Origin of the sequence: Acetomicrobium sp. S15 = DSM 107314 (genome assembly GCF_016125955.1) — a bacterium.
GTDB lineage: Bacteria > Synergistota > Synergistia > Synergistales > Thermosynergistaceae > Thermosynergistes > Thermosynergistes pyruvativorans.
Genome location: NZ_JADEVE010000429.1, coordinates 1 through 337, shown reverse-complemented (window position 1 = coordinate 337; position 337 = coordinate 1). Strand labels below are relative to the sequence as shown.

2 protein-coding genes are annotated in these 337 nt (G+C 50.7%); one reads left to right on the top strand and one right to left on the bottom strand.

Annotation, left to right across the window (positions count from 1 at the left end):
• On the bottom strand, nucleotides 1-181 hold a 181-nt coding region (locus EZM41_RS14100), incomplete at its 3' end, for a hypothetical protein (RefSeq protein ID WP_232619417.1).
• Nucleotides 182-249: 68 nt separating this feature from the next.
• Between EZM41_RS14100 and EZM41_RS13200 the strand changes: the two genes are divergently transcribed.
• Nucleotides 250-337: NAD(P)H-dependent oxidoreductase subunit E (locus EZM41_RS13200; RefSeq protein WP_446697854.1), on the top strand; the 88-nt coding region annotated here is incomplete at its 3' end.

The following is a 337-nucleotide window of genomic DNA, read 5'->3' as shown; positions in this document are numbered from 1 at the left end:
CCGTCCGAAGCGAAACGGGCGAGAATCGGTTCGCTGAAAGGCGCATCCTTGATCTGCAGCAAAGCCTCCCATCGGGCATGGATTCAGCCAAAACGCTTTCAATGCGCGGCACTCGCCGGCGAAGCGTAGAGAAGATCAGTTCCAGACGTTTGGGATATAGTTCCTGCTCGCCAACTATCAACTTATTGCACTCACAACTTCGGTTTTCACTTCTGCTCTCCAAAATAATGGCTTAAGTCTAAGGAAATATTGGGCGTCGATGAAAATGAGACTACTAAAGACCTGCGCTTCACATTAGAACCTGTAGCCTGTTTGGGAGCGTGTGGACTGGCCCCAG